This is a genomic window from Brachybacterium kimchii, assembly GCF_023373525.1.
Lineage (GTDB): Bacteria > Actinomycetota > Actinomycetes > Actinomycetales > Dermabacteraceae > Brachybacterium > Brachybacterium kimchii.
In genome coordinates, this window is the sequence record NZ_CP097218.1 from 2038153 (window position 1) to 2057181 (window position 19029).

A 19029-nucleotide genomic window follows, 5' to 3' on the forward strand; every position below is an offset into this window, starting at 1 on the left:
CCGGACGTCGTGCGGCATCTCCCGCCGTCACCCGCTGGTGGCCCACGAGCGGCGCGCGCGTCCTACGCTCGAAGGATGAGCACGCACCTCCAGAACCACCGCATCCGCCTCGCAGCGCGCCCGCACGGAGAGCCCACGGCCCCGGACTACCAGCACGACATGGTGGACGTCCCCTCCCCCGCCGAGGGACAGGTCCTCCTGCGCACACGGTTCCTCTCGCTCGACCCGTACGTGCGCGGGCGCATGAGCGACGCCGAGTCCTACGCCGCCCCCATGGAGATCGGGGACGTGATCGTGGGCGCGACCGTGTCGGAGGTCGTCGAGTCCGCCGCCGACGGATTCAGCGCCGGCGACACGGTGCTCTCCTACGGCGGCTGGCAGGAGTACAGCGTGGAGGCGGCGGAGGGCCTGCGCCGCCTCGATCCCGAGGGCGCGCCCGTCACGACCGCGCTCGGCGTGCTGGGGATGCCCGGCTTCACCGCCTACGCGGGGCTGCTCGCGATCGGCAGGCCGCAGCCCGGGGAGACCGTGGCCGTGGCCGCGGCCACGGGCCCGGTGGGCTCGGCCGTGGGACAGATCGCGCGGGTCCTCGGGGCGCGCGCGGTGGGCATCGCCGGCGGCGAGCGCAAGGTCGAGCGCATGCGGGAGCTCGGATTCGACGCCGCGCTGGACCACCGCACCCCAGACTTCGGCGCCCACCTCGCCGACGCCGCGCCCGACGGCATCGACGTGTACTTCGAGAACGTCGGCGGCGCCGTCTGGGACGCCGTGCTCCCCCACCTCAACGAGTTCGCGCGCGTGCCCGTGTGCGGCCTCGCCGCGAGCTACAACGCGACCGCCCTCCCCGAGGGGCCGGACCGCAGCGGCGAGCTGATGGGGGCGGTGCTGCGCAAGAGCCTGACGCTGCGAGGCTTCATCCAGCGCGAGTTCGCGCCCACGATGTTCGAGGACTTCCTGCGGGACATGACCGGCTGGGTCGCGAGCGGGCAGGTCCGCTATCTCGAGGACATCCACGAGGGACTGGACAGCGCACCCGATGCCTTCCTGGGGATGCTGCGCGGCGCGAACCTCGGGAAGACGATCGTGCAGGTCTCCTGACGCGCCGCCCCGTGGCATGCCTCTCACCCGCGCCGCCCGGTTGGGAGCACCGCACGCCGACTGCTAGCCTTGTCCTCGGTCGCCCTCGGCGATCACGGCTCTGTAGCTCAGTTGGTAGAGCGTTCGACTGAAAATCGAAAGGTCACCGGATCGACGCCGGTCGGAGCCACCAGCAGGACACGAAACCCCCGGTCACCCCGGGGGTTTCGTCGTTCCCGGGGTCGGGGAAGGCCGGCGGCCCATCATCTACCCATCACTTTCAGCCCGACTGGATGACGCCGGACAGCGCCTCCGCCATGACCGAGCCAGCCCGGGTGTCGCCTGCCAGCGTGTTCATGTAGACGTCCTGGGTGAGGGACGGGTTCGCGTGGCCGAGGTAGGCCGCGATCTCCGTGGCCGACATCCCGGCCCGGTCCAGCATGTTCGCCGTCGTCTTGCGGAAAGTGTGGGTGGACAGCTTCGGGTATCCCAGGTCCTCGCGGACCTCGCGCAGCTCGCGCTACATGTTCGACGGGTCGCGCAGGCGCATCAGCACGGTCGGGAACAGCAAGGAAGAGGAGGGCGCGTGATGGGGACGAAGCGAATCGTGGCCACGACGGCCGGGCTGGCCCTGGTGGGGCTCGCGCTCAGCGGCTGCGTGATCGAGAGCCACATCCCGGACGAGGGGCTGAGGGTGACGGTTACGGCCCAGCCGAAGGTCCAGGCCGACGCGGGCTCGACCACACAGAAGGGTTCGAAGGGCGACGGCTCCACGGCCACCGAGTCAGCCAAGGGGTCCAAGAAGGCCACGGGGCCGGTCAAGTCGGATTACTGGGCCAACGACTCCGGCCCGCGCCTGACGAGCGAGGACCTCGTGGCCGACTCCGGCACCACGTACTTGAAGGCGAACGACGGCAACCAGATCAACCCGATCGACGTGGGCGGGCCATGGCTGACGAGGTACGTGATCGACGGCGACGAGTTCAGCTACGAGAACGTGGTCTGCATTGGCCGCGCCCCGACCAAGGTCAAGGCCACGGGCAGGGTCAAGGAAGGCCAGGTCGTCTGGGACGGCGGCGTGGATCCCTGGGGCGGCCCGTACGGGACCTCCGACCTCGAGGTCTCCGGCTCGACCGCGACCCTGCACGGCGGCGGCGACGTGGAGGCGGAGAAGGTCACCGCCGACGGCGTCGACGACGTGAAGGCTCAGATGCGGAAGCTGTGCCAGAACGCGAAGCCGGACCCGGAGCCGGTCGGCGAGGCGTTCGAAGCCTGGCGCAGGCACGAGCGCTGGATCGCCGAGGACCCCGAGATCGCCCGCCGGGTGGCCGAGGACGGCGGGCTGCTCGCCGCCACGATCCGCAGGCAGGACGTCGAGGTCTTCACGCAGGCGTTCGTGGACTCGCTAACCAAGGTGGGCCTCGAGACCGTCCCCGCGGAGGAGCGGGGCGCGATCATCGCGAAGCTGCGCGAGAGCGCCGACGCCGCCCGCGAGCACCACGGGTAGGACGCGTCGTAGAAGGGCAGGGCCCCGGTCGTTGGTGCGGCCGGGGCCCTGCTGCGTTCGAGGAGATAGCGTATGGTGATCATGTTCCCTCTAATTAGAGGGACGATCATCAACTCGAGGAGCAGCCATGACCAAGACACCCATCTACATCCAGATCTCCGAGTGGCTGCGTGACGAAGTAGCTCATCGACCTCCCGGTGCACTCATGCCCACGATCAACGAGATCTCACATCGATTCGACGTCAATGGTGTCCAGACCGTGCGCAATGCCTACCAGATCCTCATGGACGATGATCTGGTGGAGCGCCTGGACTCGCCGCGCCGCTGGGTCGTCATCGATCACGGTCAGGAAGCCGAGCCCGCCCCCAGCTCCCAGGACCTGCTCGATGAGCTCGTCGCGAACTTGGAACGAGCAGCAGAGCTGGCACGGGAACTCCGACTGGTGACATGACCAGCGCGAACCTACACGGGCAGAGCCCCGGTCGTTGGTGCAGCCGGGGCCCCGCTTTGTCCGCGTGGAGGTTCAGCCGGCGCTCATCAAGTCCTCGACTCCGCGTACTCGACTGCCTCGCCCCGGAGCGAGCAGAGCACGTCCCAGCGGCGCTGGACGACGTCGTAGCCCACCTCGCCCTCTCTGGGGAAAGTCGACCACCGGTCCAAAATCCCCTTGTCCGAGACCTGCGCCGCCCAGGCAGCCACGTCCTCGGCCCGGAGAGCGGGGCCCGCGCCGCGGAGGATTCGGTCCGCTCCGCAGAGGAGGCCCGGCATGTCCTGTCGGACGCTCTCCGCCTTGAGTCGGCGCGTAAACAGCTCTGCCGCGGACTCATCCCGTCCAGACTGGACGGCCGCTCGCTCGTCGGAGTGGGGCTTCGAGATGTCGTAGTGAGCCGGGAGCGAGTCGCCCGGAACCGTGGCACCCGTGATGAGGCACGGGAGCGCTTGCCGCCGTACCCAGTCGGCGATTCCGTCGAGCTCGTGCATGAGGAGCGGCCAACGATCGCTACCGGGAAGGTGCACCCCGACGGTCGGGAACAGTGTGTACACCTCCTGCTGCCCGATCGGGTTCTCCGCGATCACATCGCCAACCTTGATTGGCTCCTCCGGCTGCGGCTCGAGGCCCCGTACCGAACGGGGTCGGTCGCGTTCCCTGTACATCGCCCCCATGCGGACGGCCGTCACGGCGGGAGTGCGGTGCTTGAAGTGGTTGGTGTAGGCGGTCAGCCGGGCAAGAGGATGGTCGTCGGTGCCGATGGTGCGGTTGAACGGCTGCAGCGGCTCGAGCCGCCTATTCAGCACCCCACGGGCGCGCAGAGACTTCGGCCCGCCGTTGCGCCTCTGCCTGTCCGCCCACCTCGTGAAGTCCTCGTAAGTCTTCGTGGCGGGCATCTCGACGTTGCGGGCGGCCGTGTTGCTCAGGGTGCCGCCGTTGAGGAACTCGGCCTCGGCGAAGAGGGTGTGCTCCAGCGCTCCGCGCAGGACGACAAAGGCGTCGGCCACCAGCAGGGAGACCTTACGCGGGACGGGGGCGATCCCGACGACCACCGACCGGCTCACCTGACCGTCGGGTACCTCCTGGAGTCGGAGAGGACCGTCCGGCTGGGTCCCGTAAACGAAGAGGAGGTCGCCGATCTGCCCGATGATCCCGTCGGCGTGAGCGAGGGCGGCCGCCGCGCCGAGGTGTCGGTCCGGAAGCCAGCCGTAGGGCCCGAGGTCGTCCATGCGCTCAGACTAAGAGGCGCGACGGACATTCCGACCGAGCCCGACGGGGAGGGCGGACGATCCGCCTCACGCCCCCTGGGCGGCCTTCTCGCGGGCGATCAGCGCGTACATCCGCGACCGGCCCATGCCGACCGCGTTGGCGATCTCCTGCCCGGTCAGCTCGGTCGTGTCGAACAGGCGCATGGCGCGGGCCACCTGCTCGGGAGTGTGGGTCGGCTTGCGCCCGCCGACCCGCTCGCCACGGCGACGCTTGGCGACGAGGTGATCGACAATCCGCGGTACGAGTTCAGGCTGAGGGTCATCATCGAGTTGGCGAAGAAGGACCCCGAGGCGGCGACCATCCAGTTCACCCGATTCGACGTCCTGAAGGCCGCGCCCCCGCCGCGCCATCGCGGCACGCCTGCATCCGTTGACGTTCCTTGCACGAGGCTTTAGCCGCCGAGTGGGTTTTCCCGGGGCCGGCTTGACCCCGCCAGGACGCCCGAGCTAATGTGACCGTTCTCACTGACGAGCACCCAACGAAATGGGGGGGGGACAGAAAAATGAGGGGACAGAAAGAAGATGGCGAAGACTAAAATTTCGAGCCGCGTGATCGTAGTCGCGTGCGGTGCCCTGCTCGCGCTCTCCGGAGTCTCGGCGGCATACGCGGGCACCAGCTACAGCTCCTGCAACACCACCGTCGGAAAGTTCAACGGGAGCGGCTACACCGGATACCAGACGAAGAGCAAGTCGAGCACAGCCGGGTCGCTGGCGAGTAGCTCCGTCGGCGGCAACTACAAGGTCGACGCCCGCATGAAGGCCGCTTCGGGCACCGGAGGGTGGGTCCGCGACGTCACGGACAGCGAGACGCGGAATCTGCCCAACGGCGTCGGCGCTGGGAAGCAGGCCCGCGTGCAGTTCAGCAACGACGCCCTCACCCGCGTCGATGTGCAGGTCACCGGGAAGTGGAAGAGCAACTGAACACGATCGATACCACCTCGCCCCGGTCCGGTAGGCAGAATACCGCCGGGGCGAGGTCTGCGAATGGACCAATGATCAAGCGCTATGCAACGTCTGCGGTCGTAGCGGCCCTCATCATCGCCACTCCGGCGGTGTACGGGACCTTCGCCGCGTCGGACTACGTCATCACGGACCCCTCCGACTACTTTCTGTTCTCGCTGGGCAGCGCGCTTCCGCTCCTCTTCACCTTCTTTGCCGCCCTGCTCTACGTTCCGGTCGTCCTTCAGGAAACGCGTTCCTTGGGGTGGCTTCCGATCATGGCGCGGCGGGGCCGCGTGCGGTACGCCCTTTCCCATGTCGCGCGCCCGGCTGCGTTCGGCGCTCTTGCATTCGGGGCGTCTATCGCGTTCGCCGCGTTCTGGGCGTTCGTCGTCGTCCCCAGATCGGGATGGGTCACGTACTCGCCCGGCGAGCGGATGCACCCCTTCACGCAGCAGATGACGTTCAGCCAGTTCGCCCAACCGGGCGTATGGGTTTTCGTGCTGTTCCTCGTCGTCTGGGTGGGGTTCCACGGCGCGCTGTATTCGGTGCTGTTCGCAGCTCTCGCCATGCATCTGCGGAACCCGTTCCTCGCGATCATCGCGGGCCCGGCGGTCCTGTTCCTCATAGGCACGGCGCTCGCTATAGCGCGGCTCGAAGTGTTCATGCCCGACAATGCGGCGCTCCCCACGGACCTGATCCAGGGCCCCGTCATTCAGCCCATGATGACCACAGGGATCATGGTGCTCGTGGTCGTGGGCATCGTGGTCTACACGACCTGGTCGCCGCGCGCACCTCGAGCGCTGCAGTGATCGCTTCCGACCTGCACCGCGATAGAGTCCGGCACCGCGGGGCCGCCCTCCGCGCCGCCCGCGCCCTCCCCAGCGCGAGCTTGTCTCGCAACGCCGGCATCTTCCTGCTGGTATCGGCCGCGATCTACATCGCGTTCGGGCTGACGTTCTCGTCGGTTCCCGAAGGCTCGGGGGCCACCTTCTGGGAGGCGGTCATCGCGACCTCCCAGGATCCGTACCCCCTGATCTACGCCCTGTGGCCCGCGCTCTTCATCGTGTGCATCTCGTCGCAGGCCGGCTCGCTCTCCCCGCTGCGCCTCATACGAAGGGGCTCGATGTGGGTCACTGCGCTCTCGGAGGCGATACGCGGGGCGGCGATGGGCGTCGCGGCGGGCGTCGGGGCGATTCTGGGGTCGGCGATCGTTTCCAGGGGCAACGGGCTCCAGCTGGCGTGGAGCTCGTTCGCTCTCTCATCCGACGAGTCCTCCGGATCCCAGGTCCTGGCACCTTTCGCTTCGGCCGGCGTCCCCGCCTTGGCCGCGCTCCTGGTCCCGGTGATCGCTTGGTCCGGGGCCCTGTCCGCGCTCGCGGCGGCGCTGAGCCTCGTCGCGAGGGCATCGGTCACTCTTCAACGGGTCTCGTCCGGGCTGTCGATACTTCTCCCGCCCGTCCTGTTCCGGGTGCAGCCGTTCGGCCCGGTGGCGAACCCGGTCTCCTTCCTCTTGCCGGCGCACGCGATAGCACAAGGAATCCCCCTCTGGGCCTTCCCCGCTCTGGCCTATGCCGCAGCGGGACTGGTGGTTCTCGGGGCCTACTTGGCGTGGCGAGAATCGGGGCTCCTCGACTTCGTCCGCTCGGCCCGCGGAATATGGGCCATCGCGGTCGCCGTGCTGACGGTCCTGCTCTTCCTGCGCGCCCCGTCCGGGGCCACCGTTGCCGAGGCGATCTTCTACGGCGCGTCGTCCGAGGGGTTCTCATTCCCCTACTGGGCCTATGCCGTCGTCGTCTGGCAGGGCCTGGCGCTGGTATCCCTCACGCGGTGGTCGGGGTGGGTCCTTCCGCGCTTCTCGCTCGTGGCGTTGCGGACCGGATCGGCGTACAGGGTGATCGTGCGGGAAGTCTTCAATGATGTGAAGCTGATGGCGGTATCGACCGCTGCCCTACTGCTATGTTGCGCCGCAATAGGAGCACTTATCGGGCTCCCCCCTGCCTCGTGGGCCGATTGGGCTAAGATCGGGCTCGGCGGCGTGGCCAGTTCCATGGTGACGATGCTCCTCTGTCTCGCATGCGTTTGGGTGAGCGGGCGCATTCAGGCCGCCGCATTCGCCCTCGTGATCATTGTTGCGACCACGCTTCCGACGCTGAACCCGCTTTGGCCGTGGCCCGCCGCGTCCGGGTTCCTCGGGGCGTGGACGTCGGTGCAGGTCGCAGGCCCTGCGGCGGGAATCGCTCTTGCGAGCGTGTTGTTGCTGCTGGTGCTCTCAAAATTCGGGCGGCTGCCCGAGGTCGACGTGAGTTGAGCGCCGATCCGATTCGACCGGACGGTCGATCCCTACAAGAGTCAAGGAGTGCATGCGCGTGGAGCAGACGATGGTGGCCATCGAAGGTGTTTCTAAGTCGTTTCGCGGTGCCGAGGTCTTCAACTCCGCGTCGATGGATGTTCTCGAGAACAGGATCTGCGGCCTGCAGGGACCGAACGGTACGGGGAAGTCCGTTCTCTTCAAGATGATCGTCGGGCTGCAGCGCCCCGACTCCGGGGACATCAAGCTCGATGCCAGCCTCAAGAGCTCGCACGCGGACTTCCCGACCGAGGTCGGCGCCGTGATCGACCGGCCCGCCTACCTCGGCGGCCTCACCGGCATGGAGAACCTTCTCGACCTGGCCCGGATTCGTCGCGTGGTCTCCCGGGACCAGGTCGCCGAGGCGATGGAGAAGGTCGGCCTGAACCCCGGCACGCAGCAGAAGGTGCGGAACTACTCGTTGGGCATGAAGCAGAAACTCTCGATCGCTCAGGCGTTCATGGAAGATCAGCGGCTCATCATCTTGGACGAGGCGTTCAACGGCCTCGACGACTCGAGCGTCGAGCGCATCAGGTCACTCCTGCACGAGCTCCAGGAGGACGGGCGGACCATTCTCCTGACGAGCCACAACCAAGGCGACATCGACGCCGTCTGCGACGATGTCTGGAAGATCGATCAGGGACAACTGCATCGCGTGAGATGAGGCGGAGCCGGGCCGGGGCGCTAGTGGCCACCCGTGGCCTCGGTCTCCTCCACGGGGACAACGTAGAGCGGCCCGTCGCCCGCGGCTGAGATGATGGCGTCACGCTCGGCGAGTTCTTCACCATCTCCTCCATCAACGTGGCCCGGGCCGCCGTGCGCGCGGCCTCGCGACGGGTCGAGGACCCGTGGACGCCGATGGAGGTGGGAAGCCACGACCCCGAGGGCTTCTACCGGATCTTCGTCAGGGTCGCCGGCCGGGAGGTCGAAGTGGACGACGAGTCCGTGAAGGCCTGCCTCGCGGGCGATCTCGACGCCGAGGACCTCGTGGGCCGGGTGGCCGACGCGATCGTCTCAGCGGTCCGCGCCGGGCGCGGAGCGGCGTCGCACTGACCGGGCGGGCGGCCCAGCGAGTCCGCATCTACTCCGCACATTCAGCAGCGGACACCTGCAGGCCCTGGTAGACGATTGGGCCGCTGACCTGCGGTCGCGAAGCCGGTAGCGCTCGGCGAAGACCTGCGAAGGGACCCCCTCTCACTCGAAAGGTCACCGGATCGACGCCGGTCGGAGCCACCCCCAGAGGCCCTCATGCGCACGCGTGAGGGCCTCTTCTCATGCGCTCCCGCCGGCGCAGCTCGACGCCTCCCGCGCGTGCTGGACGTGCTGGAATGGCCGGGTGACACATTTCTACCGCCCGTCCGAGGGGCACCGGCTCCCCCACGACCCGTTCAACGCCATCGTGGCACCGCGGCCCATCGGGTGGATCGCCACCGTCGACGCGCACGGCGGGAGGAACCTCGCGCCGTACTCGTTCTTCAACGCCCTGAACTACCGGCCCCCGCTGGTCGGCTTCTCCAGCAACGGCTGGAAGCACACCGTGGCCAACTGCGAGGCGACCGGGGAGTTCACCTGGAACCTGGTCTCGCGCGCGCAGGCCGAGCAGATGAACGCCACGTCGACCACCGCCGAGGTCGACGAGTTCGACACCGCGGGCATCGTCACCGCCCCCTCGATCGAGGTCGGGGCCCCACGAGTGGCCGCCTCACCCGTGAGCTTCGAGTGCAGGGTCACGCAGATCATCGACCTGCGGACCTCGGCCGGCGGCCCCTCGGGCTCGTGGTTCACCGTGGGCGAGGTCGTGGGCGTGCACCTGGAGGAGTCCGTCCTGGTGGACGGCGTCTTCGACACGGTCGCGGCCGACCCGGTGCTGCGCGGCGGCGGGCCCACGGCGTACTTCGGCATCGATCGTGCGCAGCGGTTCGACATGCGCCGGCCGGACTGAGCGGACGCCCGGACGAGCCCTGCCCTCAGATGCCGTCCTCGTTGCGGCCGCGCCGCTCGACGACGTCCTCGAGCTCCTTCTCGGTCTCGTCCTCGAGGTCGATGTCGAGGTCCAGCGAGGTGGGGCCGCTCTCGTCCTCGGGCTCGTCCCAGTTCGAGAGGTTCGAGAGGTCCGCGTGCTCGTGTGCGCCGCCCACCACGTTCTCGGGGAAGCGCTCGGGGTGCTCCTCCTCCCCCAGGTGCGGGCCCTGGGTCTCGTCGACGAAGCCGTCCTCGTCGTCGTCCTCGTCGAACGTCGCCGCGAGGCGCGGGGTGAGCTCGTCGATCGTGTAGGCGCTGCCGGAGACGAAGCCGCGGCGGAACGCGGCCCGCCCCACCATCGTGCTCGAGACCGTCACGGTGGCCATCTGCGCGAGCATCACCAGCAGCATCGAACCGGCGATCGTCCAGCTCCCGGCGATCAGAGCCGTCCCGGCGAGGACGAGCAGCAGGCCGACGGTCTGGGGCTTGGAGACGGCGTGCATGCGCCGCAGCACGTCGCTGAAGCGCTCGAGGCCGATCGAGGCGACCAGGGCGAACAGCGCGCCGAGCGCGATGAGCCCCAGTCCGATCACGTCCATCGCGCTCATCGGTCCTCACCCCCGAACTCGCCGCCGCGGCCGTCGAGTCCCGGGGCGCCCGGCCCGGGCTCCTCGGCGCCGTCGTCGGCCTCGTGCACGTCGAGGCCGGAGGAGTGGGAGCCGGCGGCCGGGCCCGGCAGCCGCGGCGCCGCGCCTCCCGCGACGGCGTGAGGGCCGACGGGATGCGCGGCAGAGCGCGGACCCGGGCCGTCGTCGGTGAACGGGGCACGGGCCACCGGGGCCTCGTCGGCCTCCTCGCCGCCCGCGTCCGCACCGGACTCCGCCGCGACGCGCTCCGCGGCATCCGGCTCCGCCCCGGCACCCGCGGCGTCGACCGCCTCCTCGACGGCGCCCTGGGCGTCCGTGCCCTCCGCGTCGGCGGCCTCCGCGCTGGGCGGGTCCGAGGAGAGCGTGTCCGACTGCAGCGCGTCGGGGTCCTCCGGCGGGCGGGCCACGCCGGACCTGACCCGGTCGCGGGAGACGAAGCGGGCGACGGCGAGCGTGCCGACGAAGGCGAGCGCGGTCAGCCCGAGCATCGGCGCCACCGCGTAGCTCGTCCCCGTCGCCGCCGTGTACAGGGCCATCCCCGCGACCACCAGGACGATGAGCATGTCCGAGGCGACGGCGCGGTCCAGGATCGTCGGGCCGACGATCATCCGGTGCACGGCCGGCAGAGCGGCGAGCGCGAGGATCCCCGCGATCACCATCAGCACCACGTCGAGCGCGTCCGCGTTCCCGGCGATCATCGCAGCCCCGCCCCCTCGAGCACCTCGCCGCGGGCGAGTGCCCGCAGCAGGCGCAGCTCCTGGCGCCGGGCCCGCTCGCGCGCCTGCTCGGCGCCCTCCTCGTCGCCCACGCCGATGACGTGCAGGAACAGGGTCCCCGTGGCGCGCTGCGCCTCGACGACCACGGACCCGGGGATCAGCGTGGACAGCGCCGCGGTGAAGGTGAGGAACAGGTCGGAGCGGGAGGCGAGCTCCACGGCGATCACGGCCGTGGGCGGCTCCGGGCCGGGCCGCACCGCCCACCAGGCGATCTGCACCGCCGAGACGGTCATGTCCCACAGGAACCGCGCCACCAGCCACACGAAGGCGAGCGGGCGCACCGTCACCTCGCGCGCCATCGACGGCAGCGGGAAGAGCACGTAGACGAGCACGGCGACGACCAGGCCGCCCAGCACGTCGGACGCCGAGAAGCCGCCCCACAGCAGGCACCAGAACACGGTCGCGACCAGCAGGCCCAGCCAGCGGCTCGGCAGCTCGCGCAGCATCCCCCTCATCGCTCCTCCACCCGCGTGCCGTCGTCGCCGATGCGCCAGGCGAGCTGGTCGGCCGCGTCGTCGCCGAGCACCGCGCTCACGTAGGGGCTGCGGTCCAGCACCGAGCGGGCCGCCTCGTCGGCGAAGTGCATGAGCGGTCCGGCGAGCACGGTCAGCAGCAGCGAGACCACGACGAGGGCCCCGGTCGCGCCGTACATGAGGGCCGGCACGCTCTCGCCGTCCCGCTCGATGTCCGCGCCCTGCGGCGCCTTCTGCCAGAACGCGCGGTTCCAGATCTTCGCGATCGCGTACAGCGTGAGCAGGCTCGTCACCACGCTGATCACGACCAGGATCCACGAGGCCGTGTTGCCGCGCGCGATGCCTGCCTCCACGAGACCCACCTTGCCCAGGAAGCCGGAGAAGGGCGGGATGCCCGAGAGGTTCATCGCGGGCACGAAGAAGATGATCGCGAGCAGCGGCGCGGCCTTCGCGAGACCTCCCAGGCGCCCCAGGTTCGTGGTGCCGGCGCGGTGCTCGATGAGCCCGGCGGCCAGGAACAGCGTCGACTGCACGGTGATGTGGTGGGCGACGTAGTAGATGGTCGAGGCGATCGCGAGGCGGGTGGTGACGCCGATGCCGAACAGCATGAAGCCCATGTGCGAGACCAGGGTGAAGGACAGCACGCGCTTGAGGTCCGTCTGCGCGACCGCGCCCAGGATCCCGATCACGAGGCTCGCCCCGGCGGCCGCGAGCAGCAGGGTCTCCAGCTGCGAGGCCGGGAACAGCAGGGTCTCCAGCCGGATGATCGCGTAGATGCCGACCTTCGTGAGCAGCCCCGCGAACACGGCCGTGACCGGCGCGGGCGCCGTCGGGTACGAGTCGGGCAGCCACGCGCTCAGCGGGAAGATCGCGGCCTTGATCGCGAAGGCGACCAGCAGCATCAGCTCGAGCCCCATGCGCGTGGAGTCCGGCAGCTGGTCCAGGCGCACGGCCAGCTCGGCCAGGTTCACCGTGCCCACCGCCGCGTACACCGCGGCGATGCCGGCCAGGAAGATCACCGAGCTCAGCAGCGAGACGATCACGTAGGTGGTCGCGGCGCGGATACGGCTCGCGGACCCGCCCAGGGTGAGCAGCACGTAGCTCGCGGCCAGCAGGATCTCGAAGCTCACGTAGAGGTTGAACAGATCCCCCGCGAGGAAGGCGTTGGAGACGCCGGCGACCAGCACCAGATAGGTCGGATGGTAGATCGCGACAGGAGTGCGCTCGGTGTTCTCGCTGACGGACTGCGCGCTGGAGTACACGAGCACGGCGAGGGTGACGATGCTCGAGACGACGAGCATGAGGGCCGTCAGCCGGTCGGCGACCAGCACGATCCCCAGGCGCGGGGTCCAGCTCGCGATCTGCAGCACGAGCGTGCCGTCGACGGTGACGCGGTAGCCGATGGCGAGGGCGACCGCGAGGATCGCGACCAGGGTCGTCGTGGAGACCGCGCGCTGCAGCACGGCGTGGTGGCGCAGGATCAGGGTGAACGCGGCGCCGCCGAGCGGCAGCACCACGGGCAGGGCGAGGAGCAGGGCGACGCTCATGCGCGGTCCTCCTGATCCTCGGTCGGGTGTTCGGGCTGGTTCTCGGTCTGGTCCTCGGGCTGGTCCTCGGCCTCGTCGGCCTCCGTGTAGTCCTGCGGCACGTCCTGATCGCCCGTGAGGTCCTCTCCCAGCGGGTTCTCCTCCTCCTCGGGGGCGCGCAGACCCTGGGACGCCTGGAGGGCGCCGCGCCGGGCGTCCTCGTCGAGGGCGTCGGCCCAGCCCACCTCGATGCCCTGCCCGGTGCGGGCGCGGGAGCGGCGCAGCACGCGGCGGTCCTCGACGTCGTCGGGCACCTCGTCGTGGCCGAACAGCTGCCAGGCCCGGTAGGCCAGCGCCATCACGAACGCGGTCACCCCCAGGGTGATGACGATCGCCGTGAGCACCATCGCGAAGGGCAGCGGATCGGTCATCCGCTCCGGGTCGTCGGACCCCTCGAAGGGCGGCGAGCCCCACGGCCCCGCGGCGAGGATGAACAGGAGGTTCACCCCGTTGCCGAGCAGCACGAAGCCCAGGATGATGCGGGTCAGGGTGCGCTCGAGCACGAGGTAGACGCCGCAGGCGATGAGGACACCTGCGGTGAGGACGAGGGCGAGGCTCACGGTCATCCGTCCTCGGCCTCCTGATGGAGATCGATCTGGGAGCCCAGGCTGCGCAGGATGTCGAGGACCACCCCGATCACCACGAGGTACACCCCGATGTCGAACAGCAGCGCCGTGGGCAGGTGCACCTCGCCGAGCACGGGGACGTGGAGCACGGGCGTCGCGGTCGAGAACACGCTGCCGCCGAAGGCGACGGGCACCACCCCGGCGAGCACGGCCGTCGCCATGCCGACGCCCAGCACCAGGCCCGCCTGGACGGGCGCCGCCTCGGAGAGCTCGTAGCGGCCGCCCGCGATGTAGCGGAGGGTCAGCGCGATGCCCGCGACCAGCCCGCCCGCGAAGCCGCCGCCGGGATGGTTGTGCCCGGCCATCAGCAGGTACACCGAGAACATCATCATCAGCGGGAACGACAGCCGGGTGATGACCTCGAGGACCACCATGCGCCGCTGCGGGGCCAGCGTGCGCCCTGCCGAGAGCCACGTGCGCCAGCGGTTGCCGGCCACGTCCTCGGGCCGGGTGTCGAACTCCAGGAGGTTGCGCGGCAGCTCGCCGTCGATCCGCCGGTTCCAGATGGTGCGGCCGGTGCGCAGGCTGCTCACCCGGGAGATCGCCTGCTCGCGGCGGGTCACGAAGATCAGGGAAGCGACGCCGGTGGCGACCACGAGCAGCACCGAGATCTCGCCGAAGGTGTCCCACACGCGGGCGTCCACGAGGGTCACGTTGACGACGTTGTGGCCGCCCCCGATGGTGTACGCGGCCTCGATGAGGTCCTTGCCCAGCGGCGACTGCGTGCGCGCGGCCGCCGCGTAGACCGCGACGCCGCACATGGCGGCGGCGGTGCCGATCGCGATCGCCCACCGCACCCAGCGGTCCAGGTCCAGCGGCCGGCGCGAGAAGTACACGGGCAGCCGGCGCAGCGCGAGCACGAGCACGACCGTCATCATCGTCTCCACGAGCACCTGGGTCATCGCGACGTCCGGGGCGCCGGCGAGCAGGAAGTACAGGGCCACCACGTAGCCGGTGACGGTGATGAGGAAGACCGCGCGCAGGCGCCGGCGGGCCCGGGCCGCGCCGATCGCGGCGACGGCCGCGACCACGAGCAGCAGCACCTCGACGGGCGTCACGAAGGGCACGAGGTTGTCCGGCAGCGGGTTCTGCCAGATCAGGATCGGCGCGGCGAGGGCGATGGTCACCACCAGCATCGTGCCCAGGGTGAACGGGAGCGAGCCCCTCTGGTAGAGCGGGGTGACGAGGATGGCGAGGCCGTCGACCGCGCGCATGATCGCGCGGAAGCCGCGCTCGGCGTCGAGCAGCACCCCGATCCGGCCGTCGGTCCAGCGCTGCGGGGAGACCGCGCGCTGGAGGCGCTCGAGCGGGCGGGCGAGGACGGCGAGCACGGCGCCCAGCCCGAGGGCGAGACCGCTGAGCGCGAGCGGCACGCCCAGGTGCGGGAGCATCGTGAGGTGCACTGCCCCGTGCTCCGCGTGCTCCCCCAGCGCGGGGACCGTCTCGGAGAAGCCGCGCAGGACCTCCTCGAACGGGTGGCTCGCGAACGGCAGGGCGAGGCTCGCGGCGACGATGACCGCCGGCGGCGCCCAGAACCCCCAGGGGATCCGCACGGCCCGCACGGGCGGTGCGCCGCCGGCGCGGCCGAAGGCGCCGACGACGAAGCGCCACGAGTAGGCGACGGTGAGGATCGACCCGACGACCAGGGCGATCAGCAGCACGCGCTGCCCCGTCCCGCCCTCCCAGAGCGCCGTGAAGATGGCCTCCTTGGCGACGAAGCCCAGCAGCGGCGGGACCGCCGCCATGGAGGCGGCGGAGAGCACGCCGATCGCCGCGACCACGGGCGCGACCCGCCACACCCCCGAGAGCATGCGGAGGTCGCGGGTGCCGAACTTCTTGTCGATGATGCCGACGACCATGAACAGCGGGGCCTTGAAGGCGGCGTGGGCGACGAGCATCGCGGTCGCGGCGAGGGCAGCATCGGGGGTGGCGATGCCGGCGACGGCCATCAGGAAGCCGAGCTGGGAGACGGTCCCGTAGGCCAGCAGCAGCTTGATGTCGGTCTGGCGCAGGGCGCGCCATCCGCCCAGCAGCATCGTCGCCGCGCCGAGCACCGCGATCACCGTCCCCACGGAGGGGACGTGCGCGATCGCGGGGTCGAGCCGCAGCACCATGTAGACGCCCGCCTTCACCATCGCCGCCGCGTGCAGATAGGCGGAGACGGGCGTGGGGGCCGCCATCGCCCCGGGCAGCCAGAAGTGCGTGGGGAGCAGCGCCGACTTGCTCGCGGCGCCCGCGGTGATCAGCAGCAGGGCGGTCACGAGGAAGGCATCGGGCGCGCGCCACATGGGGTCCTCGACGATCCCCGCGAGGCTGAGGGTGCCCGCGCGCTCGCCGAGCATCAGCAGGCCGACGAACATCGCGAGCCCGCCGGCGGTCGTCGAGATCAGCGCGTTGATCGCGGCGCGGCGCGAGGCCTGCTTCTCGGCGTAGTGGCCGATCAGCAGGTAGGAGAAGATCGTGGTGAGCTCCCAGAAGACGAACATCACCATGACGTCGTCGGCCAGGACCAGCCCCACCATCGCCCCGGCGAAGGCGGTGAGCACGCCCGCGAAGCGCCCCAGCCCCGGCTCCGTGTCCTTGAAGTAGCGGGCGCAGTAGAGCAGCACGAGGGTGCCGATCCCGGTGGCCAGCAGCGCCATCACCCAGCTGAGCGTGTCGAGCCGGAACGTCAGGGAGATCCCGAGCTGTGGGATCCAGGGGACCGACTCGACGCGGGGCTCCTCGGCGAGCTGGGCCGGGGACATGCTCGCGAGCCAGACCGCGCTGAGCGCGGGGACCACGGCGAGCGGATAGAACGCGTTGCGCCCGATCGCGCGCACTGCAACCGGGCCCAGGAGGGCGGCTGCGAGGTGGGCGACGAGCACAAGGAGCACACGCTCTCCGTCCGTGGTGGGGGCGGGGGATCATGAACATTTTATCTGTTCGCCCTGGGGCGCCGCTGGGCCTTGGGATGTCGGGCATCCCGCACCGATCCGCAGACGGATCGGGAATACGGCGCGGCGCGCCCCCTAGAGTGCTCCCATGGCCTCCCCCACCGCTGGGTCCGTCGCTCCCGGCCCGTCCGGGCCCGCCTCCTCCTCCGTCCACTCGTCCCCCGCGCGCGGGGGACGCAGGGCGAAGGTCTCCTTCGCCCTCTGGGACGGGGGCATGTCCGCCTTCAGCTCCGTGATCCTCACCTTCGTGTTCGCGACCTACGTGACGAACGCGGTCGCGACCCAGGGCGCCGTGGGCGAGGAGGCCCTCAAGGCCGCCCAGGACCACGGCTCCCAGGTCCTCACCTCCTGGCAGGCGGCCGGCGCGGTCGCGATCGCCCTGCTCGCCCCGCTGCTGGGGAACCTCGCCGACTCCGGCGGGGCGCGCAACACCCTGCTGCGCGTCACGACGCTCGCGACCGTGGTGACCGTGGCGCTGATGCCGCTGATCGCCAGGGACCCCGCCTTCCTCACCCTGGGCGCGGCGCTGATCGCGCTGGGAGTGGTCTTCTCCGAGCTCGCCGGCGTCTTCGTGAACTCCGTGCTGCCGGAGATCTCGACGCCCGCCGACCGCGGCCGCGTCTCCGGCACCGCGTGGGCGGTCGGCTACTGGGGATCGATCGTGTGCCTGGGCCTGGTCCTCGTGCTGTTCGTGATGCCGGGGACGGGGATCCTCGGCATCACGGGGGACGACGGCTGGAACCTGCGGGCGATCCCGCTGTTCGTCGCCGTCTGGATCCTGCTGGGCACCCTCCCCCTCATGCTGTGGGCGCCGCGGCATCGCGGCAGGGCCGGGCTCGAGGGCCGGATCCCGGCCGACGGGACCCCTGGCGCCGGCGGCGCCCGCGTCCGCTGGACGCCGTGGCAGGGGTACGCGACCATCGTGCGCCGCGTGATCCGGGCCTTCCGCGAGGAGCCCGTGACCCTCGCCTACCTCGTCGCCTCCGCGATCTACCGCGACGGCCTCGGCGCGGTGTTCTCCGTGGCCGGCGTCCTCGCGGCCAACGCCTACGGCTTCTCGACCGTGCAGGTGATCGTCTTCGGGATCGCCGCGAACCTCGTGGCCGGCATCGGCGTGTTCGTGGGCGGTCGGGTCGACGACCGCGTGGGCTCGCGGGCCGTGATCATCGCGGGCTGCGCGGCGATCGTGGTGCTGGGCCTGGTGGTCTTCGCGATCGACGCGCAGATCGTGTTCTGGGTCGCGGGGCTCGCGATCTGCCTGTTCGTCGGGCCCGTGCAGTCCTCCTCGCGGAACCTGCTCACGCGGCTCTCGGAGCCCGGGCACGAGACGGAGAACTTCGGCCTCTACGCGACCACCGGGCGCGCGCTCGGCTTCCTCGGCACCGCGGCGTTCTCTCTCACCGTGTGGCTGTTCCACGACACGCGCATGGGCATCCTCGGGATCATCGTCGTGATCGCGCTGGGGCTGCTCGCGTTCGTGCCGATCCGCCTCGGCGCGGCGGGGCGCGCGGGCGACCTCGGGCCGGCCGCTCAGCCGTCGACGAGCGTGACCTCGAAGGAGTAGCGCGAGGCGCGGTAGACGTGGTGGCCGTACTCGATGACGGCGCCGTCGTTCGCGAAGGACTTGCGGTCCATGGTCAGCAGCGCCGCGCCCACGGTCTCCCCCAGCAGGGCCGCGTTCTCCTCGTCGGCCGTGATCGCGCCGATCCTCTGATGGCCGACGGCCGTGGCGATCCCACGCTCCCGGAGCGCCGCGTACAGGCCCTTCTCGAGCAGGTCCTCGCGGCTGGGGGCGATGCGCTCGGGCAGGGTGTTGCGCATGACGGCCAGCGGCTCGTCGTCCGCATAGCGCACGCGCATGAGGTCCAGGACGAGCTCCCCGGTGTCCAGCAGCAGGCGCCCCGCGGCCTCGGCCGTGGGCCGTCCGATCCGGTACTCGAGGACCTCGGTGCGCGGATGCTTGCCCTCGCGCGCGAGGTCGTCGTACAGGGAGGTGAGCGCCACCGGACGGTTGACCTGGGACTCGACGACCTGGGTGCCCACCCCGCGCTTGCGCACAAGCAGCCCCTTGTCCACGAGCTCCTGGATGCCCTGGCGGACCGTGGGGCGCGAGAGGCCGAGGCGGCCGGCGAGCTGCAGCTCGTTCTCGATGCGCGAGCCCGGCACCAGGGTGCCCTCGCGGATCGCGCCCTCGATCGCCGCGGAGAGCTGGAGGTAGAGCGGGGTGGAGGAGCCGCGCGCGATCGGGATGCTCAGCTCGGTGGGGCGCGCGGGATCCGCGGTCATGGACGTCTCCTCCTCGTGCGCGGCTGCGGCGCCGCGTGTCCGGACAAATGTACACAGGGTGTGCGGCGCCGCGGCGGGGTCGGGGTCGTCCGGGTCCCGGTCCCCG

General features: G+C 70.6%; 20 protein-coding genes and 1 tRNA gene. 11 read left to right on the forward strand and 10 right to left on the reverse strand.

Annotated elements, in window-relative coordinates:
• Positions 1-75: 75 nt before the first annotated feature.
• Both M4486_RS09670 and M4486_RS09675 read left to right on the forward strand, forming a co-directional pair.
• The gene (locus M4486_RS09670) at positions 76-1098 is read left to right on the forward strand and encodes an NADP-dependent oxidoreductase (protein WP_249480923.1); all 1023 of its coding nucleotides are present in this window, start codon (positions 76-78) and stop codon (positions 1096-1098) included.
• A gap of 96 nt (positions 1099-1194) precedes the next feature.
• Positions 1195-1270: transfer RNA gene (locus tag M4486_RS09675), tRNA-Phe, on the forward strand.
• 87 nt (positions 1271-1357) lie between these two features.
• On the opposite strand, the gene M4486_RS09680 is transcribed toward M4486_RS09675, so the two are convergent.
• Positions 1358-1591 carry a tyrosine-type recombinase/integrase gene (locus M4486_RS09680; RefSeq protein ID WP_346731781.1) on the reverse strand — a complete coding sequence of 78 codons (234 nt, stop codon included), beginning with the start codon at positions 1589-1591 and terminating at the stop codon, positions 1358-1360.
• Between the two features lie 75 nt (positions 1592-1666).
• Between M4486_RS09680 and M4486_RS09685 the strand changes: the two genes are divergently transcribed.
• Both M4486_RS09685 and M4486_RS09690 read left to right on the forward strand, forming a co-directional pair.
• Complete coding sequence (locus tag M4486_RS09685; protein WP_249480925.1) at positions 1667-2584, forward strand: hypothetical protein; 918 nt, start codon at positions 1667-1669, stop codon at positions 2582-2584.
• A gap of 127 nt (positions 2585-2711) precedes the next feature.
• A complete protein-coding gene (locus M4486_RS09690; protein WP_249480926.1) occupies positions 2712-3035 on the forward strand; it encodes a helix-turn-helix domain-containing protein in 324 nt (107 codons plus the stop codon).
• A gap of 86 nt (positions 3036-3121) precedes the next feature.
• On the opposite strand, the gene M4486_RS09695 is transcribed toward M4486_RS09690, so the two are convergent.
• Complete coding sequence (locus M4486_RS09695) at positions 3122-4303, reverse strand: hypothetical protein (protein ID WP_249480927.1); 1182 nt, start codon at positions 4301-4303, stop codon at positions 3122-3124.
• A gap of 66 nt (positions 4304-4369) precedes the next feature.
• Positions 4370-4693 carry a hypothetical protein gene (locus M4486_RS09700; protein ID WP_249480928.1) on the reverse strand — a complete coding sequence of 108 codons (324 nt, stop codon included), beginning with the start codon at positions 4691-4693 and terminating at the stop codon, positions 4370-4372.
• A 198-nt stretch (positions 4694-4891) separates the two neighbouring features.
• Here M4486_RS09700 and M4486_RS09705 point away from each other — a divergent pair, with 198 nt between their 5' ends.
• From M4486_RS09705 to M4486_RS09730, 6 genes are all read left to right on the forward strand, one after another.
• On the forward strand, positions 4892-5263 hold the full coding sequence (locus tag M4486_RS09705; protein ID WP_249480929.1) for a hypothetical protein: 372 nt from the start codon (positions 4892-4894) through the stop codon (positions 5261-5263).
• Between the two features lie 71 nt (positions 5264-5334).
• A complete protein-coding gene (locus tag M4486_RS09710; RefSeq protein WP_249480930.1) occupies positions 5335-6093 on the forward strand; it encodes a hypothetical protein in 759 nt (252 codons plus the stop codon).
• The gene (locus M4486_RS09715; RefSeq protein WP_249480931.1) at positions 6090-7592 is read left to right on the forward strand and encodes a hypothetical protein; all 1503 of its coding nucleotides are present in this window, start codon (positions 6090-6092) and stop codon (positions 7590-7592) included. The genes M4486_RS09710 and M4486_RS09715 overlap by 4 nt, the downstream gene beginning before the upstream one ends.
• Before the next feature lie 52 nt (positions 7593-7644).
• Positions 7645-8295, forward strand: a complete 651-nt coding sequence (locus M4486_RS09720; RefSeq protein WP_249480932.1) for an ABC transporter ATP-binding protein — start codon at positions 7645-7647, stop codon at positions 8293-8295.
• A gap of 137 nt (positions 8296-8432) precedes the next feature.
• Complete coding sequence (locus tag M4486_RS09725; protein WP_249480933.1) at positions 8433-8684, forward strand: hypothetical protein; 252 nt, start codon at positions 8433-8435, stop codon at positions 8682-8684.
• A gap of 283 nt (positions 8685-8967) precedes the next feature.
• Positions 8968-9573 (forward strand): flavin reductase family protein, encoded by a 606-nt coding sequence (locus M4486_RS09730; RefSeq protein ID WP_249480934.1) that lies wholly within the window; start codon positions 8968-8970, stop codon positions 9571-9573.
• Between the two features lie 25 nt (positions 9574-9598).
• Here M4486_RS09730 and mnhG read toward each other — a convergent pair whose 3' ends face one another.
• The 6 genes from mnhG to M4486_RS09760 are packed head-to-tail and all read right to left on the reverse strand — an operon-like array spanning position 9599 to position 16577.
• Positions 9599-10201 (reverse strand): monovalent cation/H(+) antiporter subunit G, encoded by a 603-nt coding sequence (gene mnhG / locus M4486_RS09735; protein WP_249480935.1) that lies wholly within the window; start codon positions 10199-10201, stop codon positions 9599-9601.
• Positions 10198-10938 carry an MrpF/PhaF family protein gene (locus M4486_RS09740; RefSeq protein ID WP_249480936.1) on the reverse strand — a complete coding sequence of 247 codons (741 nt, stop codon included), beginning with the start codon at positions 10936-10938 and terminating at the stop codon, positions 10198-10200. The genes mnhG and M4486_RS09740 overlap by 4 nt, the downstream gene beginning before the upstream one ends.
• The gene (locus M4486_RS09745; protein ID WP_249480937.1) at positions 10935-11471 is read right to left on the reverse strand and encodes a Na+/H+ antiporter subunit E; all 537 of its coding nucleotides are present in this window, start codon (positions 11469-11471) and stop codon (positions 10935-10937) included. The genes M4486_RS09740 and M4486_RS09745 overlap by 4 nt, the downstream gene beginning before the upstream one ends.
• The gene (locus M4486_RS09750; protein ID WP_249480938.1) at positions 11468-13036 is read right to left on the reverse strand and encodes a Na+/H+ antiporter subunit D; all 1569 of its coding nucleotides are present in this window, start codon (positions 13034-13036) and stop codon (positions 11468-11470) included. The genes M4486_RS09745 and M4486_RS09750 overlap by 4 nt, the downstream gene beginning before the upstream one ends.
• Complete coding sequence (locus M4486_RS09755; protein WP_249480939.1) at positions 13033-13641, reverse strand: Na(+)/H(+) antiporter subunit C; 609 nt, start codon at positions 13639-13641, stop codon at positions 13033-13035. The genes M4486_RS09750 and M4486_RS09755 overlap by 4 nt, the downstream gene beginning before the upstream one ends.
• On the reverse strand, positions 13638-16577 hold the full coding sequence (locus M4486_RS09760) for a Na+/H+ antiporter subunit A (protein WP_249480940.1): 2940 nt from the start codon (positions 16575-16577) through the stop codon (positions 13638-13640). Before M4486_RS09760 ends, M4486_RS09755 begins: the two co-directional genes overlap by 4 nt.
• A 148-nt stretch (positions 16578-16725) precedes the next feature.
• Between M4486_RS09760 and M4486_RS09765 the strand changes: the two genes are divergently transcribed.
• Positions 16726-18201: an MFS transporter gene (locus tag M4486_RS09765; RefSeq protein WP_249480941.1), complete on the forward strand. Its 1476-nt coding sequence runs from the start codon at positions 16726-16728 to the stop codon at positions 18199-18201.
• Here M4486_RS09765 and M4486_RS09770 read toward each other — a convergent pair.
• Complete coding sequence (locus tag M4486_RS09770) at positions 18168-18923, reverse strand: GntR family transcriptional regulator (RefSeq protein WP_249480942.1); 756 nt, start codon at positions 18921-18923, stop codon at positions 18168-18170. The genes M4486_RS09765 and M4486_RS09770 overlap by 34 nt on opposite strands.
• Positions 18924-19029 lie beyond the last annotated feature (106 nt).

Coding starts and splice junctions, on each gene's coding strand:
- M4486_RS09750 (WP_249480938.1), bottom strand. CDS start 13,036: ATGAGCGTCGCCCTGCTCCTCGCCCTGCCCGTGGTGCTGCCGCTCGGC.
- M4486_RS09710 (WP_249480930.1), top strand. CDS start 5,335: ATGATCAAGCGCTATGCAACGTCTGCGGTCGTAGCGGCCCTCATCATC.
- M4486_RS09700 (WP_249480928.1), bottom strand. CDS start 4,693: ATGGCGCGGCGGGGGCGCGGCCTTCAGGACGTCGAATCGGGTGAACTG.
- M4486_RS09740 (WP_249480936.1), bottom strand. CDS start 10,938: ATGATCGCCGGGAACGCGGACGCGCTCGACGTGGTGCTGATGGTGATC.
- M4486_RS09720 (WP_249480932.1), top strand. CDS start 7,645: ATGCGCGTGGAGCAGACGATGGTGGCCATCGAAGGTGTTTCTAAGTCG.
- M4486_RS09770 (WP_249480942.1), bottom strand. CDS start 18,923: ATGACCGCGGATCCCGCGCGCCCCACCGAGCTGAGCATCCCGATCGCG.
- mnhG (WP_249480935.1), bottom strand. CDS start 10,201: ATGAGCGCGATGGACGTGATCGGACTGGGGCTCATCGCGCTCGGCGCG.
- M4486_RS09745 (WP_249480937.1), bottom strand. CDS start 11,471: ATGAGGGGGATGCTGCGCGAGCTGCCGAGCCGCTGGCTGGGCCTGCTG.
- M4486_RS09670 (WP_249480923.1), top strand. CDS start 76: ATGAGCACGCACCTCCAGAACCACCGCATCCGCCTCGCAGCGCGCCCG.
- M4486_RS09695 (WP_249480927.1), bottom strand. CDS start 4,303: ATGGACGACCTCGGGCCCTACGGCTGGCTTCCGGACCGACACCTCGGC.
- M4486_RS09690 (WP_249480926.1), top strand. CDS start 2,712: ATGACCAAGACACCCATCTACATCCAGATCTCCGAGTGGCTGCGTGAC.
- M4486_RS09685 (WP_249480925.1), top strand. CDS start 1,667: ATGGGGACGAAGCGAATCGTGGCCACGACGGCCGGGCTGGCCCTGGTG.
- M4486_RS09755 (WP_249480939.1), bottom strand. CDS start 13,641: ATGACCGTGAGCCTCGCCCTCGTCCTCACCGCAGGTGTCCTCATCGCC.
- M4486_RS09765 (WP_249480941.1), top strand. CDS start 16,726: ATGGCCTCCCCCACCGCTGGGTCCGTCGCTCCCGGCCCGTCCGGGCCC.